The organism is Methylorubrum podarium (assembly GCF_022179745.1).
GTDB classification, from domain to species: domain Bacteria; phylum Pseudomonadota; class Alphaproteobacteria; order Rhizobiales; family Beijerinckiaceae; genus Methylobacterium; species Methylobacterium podarium.
In genome coordinates, this window is sequence record NZ_BPRD01000334.1 from 1 (window position 1) to 2,851 (window position 2,851).

Sequence of the window (2,851 nt, forward strand, 5' to 3'; positions counted from 1 at the left end):
GCCTACCGGCTGGCCGAGGGCCTGTCCGAGAAGGGCAAGGTGACCCTCGACACCCGCCTGCCCGCGGCGCTGCGTCCTTGGGCGACCAACGCCCTCTACGCGCTCGAGAGCAGCGGCCTCGCGACGCTGGACAAGGGCATCTGGCGCCTGCGCCGGGACGTGACCCTGCCGGCGCCCGAAGAGACCATGCGCTGGATCGCGGCCGACCATCCCGAACTGGCCGCCGAACTGGTGCTGCTGGCCGACACCACCGCCCTCGTCGGGCGCATCGTGGCCGGCGAGGCGGTGAGCGCGGCGAGCCTGCCCCCGGCGGCGCTCGACGCCTTCCACCTGCGCGGCGCCACGGCGCGGGCCGCCGCCGAGGTCGTGGCAAAGATCGTGGCGGAGAGCCGCGAGCGGCTGCCGTCCGACCGGGCGCTGCGCATCCTTCAGGTCGGCTTCGGCCCGCTCTCGGCCCGCGCCGCCGCGCTCGCCCGCGAGGTCGACGCCCGCCTGACCGTGCTGGAAACCGACCGGCGGCTGGCCGAGCGCGCCCGCCTCGGCCTGCCGGGCTCGGTCACCGTGGCCGAGGCCGCCGACGCCCTGCCGGCCGGCGCCTTCGACCTCGTGCTGGCGAGCGACGTGCTGCACCGCTCCGACAAGGCCCTTCCGGGACAGCTCGCCGCCGCCCTTGCCTCGGGCGGGCTGCTGGTCGCGGTCGAGCCCGGCGCCTCGCTGTTCCGCGACCTCGTCTTCGGCCTCGCGCCGGACTGGTTCGAGGAGGCGGTCGCGGGCATGCCGCTCTCCCGCCTCGACGACGTGACGGGCTGGCAGCGCATCCTGAGCGCCTCGGGCCTCGTGCGCGTCTCCGCCGACCGCGCGGTCTCCGCCAACGGCGACGACCTGCTGCTGGTGGCCGAGGCTCCGGTGCGCCCGGCGGTCGGCCACGGCCAGAGCTTCGCCTTCGTCGTCGGCTCCGACGACGAGTTCGGCGCCGAGACCGCCTCCTCGCTGGCGACCCTGCTGGTGGCGAGCGGCGTCCACGTCTCGATCATCCTCGATTCCGAGCAGTCGCTCAGGGAACTCGAGCGCGAGACCCCGGACACCGTGGTGTTCCTGGCCGGCGCCTTCGCCGGCGAGGGCGAGGCGGCGAGGCGCCTGCGCGACCGCTGCCTCAGCCTGAAGCGCTGCGCCGAGCATCTCGGCAGCCGCCAGACCCGTCTCTGGGTGGTCGCCCCCGGCGCCACCCGCGACGCGGGCGGCGAGGCGGCCGCGGTCGAGGCCGGCGTCTGGGCCTTCAGCCGGACGCTCGCCAACGAGGCATCGAACCTCGACGTGCGCCGGATCGACCTCGCCCCGGCCCTGTCCTCGAAGGACGCCGCCGAGCGGCTGCGGGCGCTCATCCTGTCGGGCACCGACGAGACCGAGATCGTGCTCGACGCCGACGCCACCCGCGTCGTGCGCTTCCATCCCGGCCGCGCCGCGAACGCGGCCGGCGAGGCGGCTCCGGCCGCCCGGCTGGAGCGGTCCAACACCGGCGGCCTCAACGAGATGGTCTGGGGTCCGGCCGAGCGCGCCGCCCCCGGTCCCGGCGAGGTCGAGATCGCGGTGGCGGCCACCGGCCTGAACTTCCGCGACGTGCTCTGGGCGCTCTCCATGCTCCCGGAGGAGATCCTGGAGGACGGCTTCGCCGGCCCCCGCCTCGGCCTCGAAGTCTCCGGCCGCGTCACCGCCATCGGCGCCGGCGTGGTCGATTTCGCGGTGGGCGACGCGGTCGTCGCCTTCGCCCAGTCGGGCTTCGCCACCCACGTGGTGGTGCCGGAGATGGTCGTGGCGCCGATGCCGGCCGGGCTCGATCCGGCGGCGGCGGCGACCGTGCCGGTCGCCTTCCTCACCGCCTACTACGCGCTCTGCACCTGCGCCCGCCTGCGCAAGGGCGAGTGGCTGCTGGTCCATGGCGGCGCCGGCGGCGTCGGGCTCGCCGCGCTCCAGATCGCCAAGTGGAAGGGCGCGCGGGTCATCGCCACCGCCGGCTCGCGGGAGAAGCGTGCGCTGGTCGCCGCGCTCGGGGCCGAGCACGTGCTCGATTCGCGCTCGCTCGCCTTCGTGGACGACGTCCGCCGCATCACCGGCGACGGCGTCGACGTGGTGCTCAACTCGCTGTTCGGCGAGATGATGGAGCGCTCGCTCAACTGCCTGCGGCCGTTCGGGCGCTTCGTGGAGCTGGGCAAGCGCGACTACGTCGCCAACACCCATATCGGCCTGCGGCCGTTCCGCCGGAACCTCTCCTATTTCGGCGTCGATCTCGATCAGGTGCTCCAGCACCAGGGCGAGGACGGCGCGCGGATGTTCCGCGAGGTGATGGCGCTCTTCGCGGAGGGGGGCCTGCGGCCCCTGCCCTACCAGCCGTTCGCCGCCGACGAGACCTCCGACGCCTTCCGCCTCATGCAGCAATCGGGGCATGTCGGTAAGATCGTCGTCACGCCGCCCGCCCCCGGCTCCGTGGCGCGGGTGCGGCGCAACGCCTTCGCGGTCAGCGACAAGGGCGTCCATCTCGTCACCGGCGGCCTCGGCGGCTTCGGCATCGAGGCGGCGCGCTGGCTCGCCGACCGCGGCGCGAAGCGCATCGTGCTCGTCGGCCGCTCCGGCAAGCCGAACGAGGAGGGCCGCGCGGCCATCGCCGACCTCGCCAAGCAGGGCGTGCGGGTCGAGACGAAAGCCTGCGACATCACCAGCCGCCGCGCGGTCGAATCGCTGATCGACGGCATCGAAACCGGGGGGCAGCGCCTCGCGGGCGTGATCCACGGCGCCATGGTGCTGCAGGACGGGCTGATCTCGGCGATCGAGACGAAGACGCTGGAGGCGGTGATCG

Annotated in this window: 1 protein-coding gene; it reads left to right on the forward strand. The window is 74.5% G+C overall.

The window, feature by feature from the left end:
• On the forward strand, positions 1 to 2,851 hold a 2,851-nt coding region (locus MFF42_RS16565), incomplete at both ends, for an SDR family NAD(P)-dependent oxidoreductase (RefSeq protein WP_238256730.1).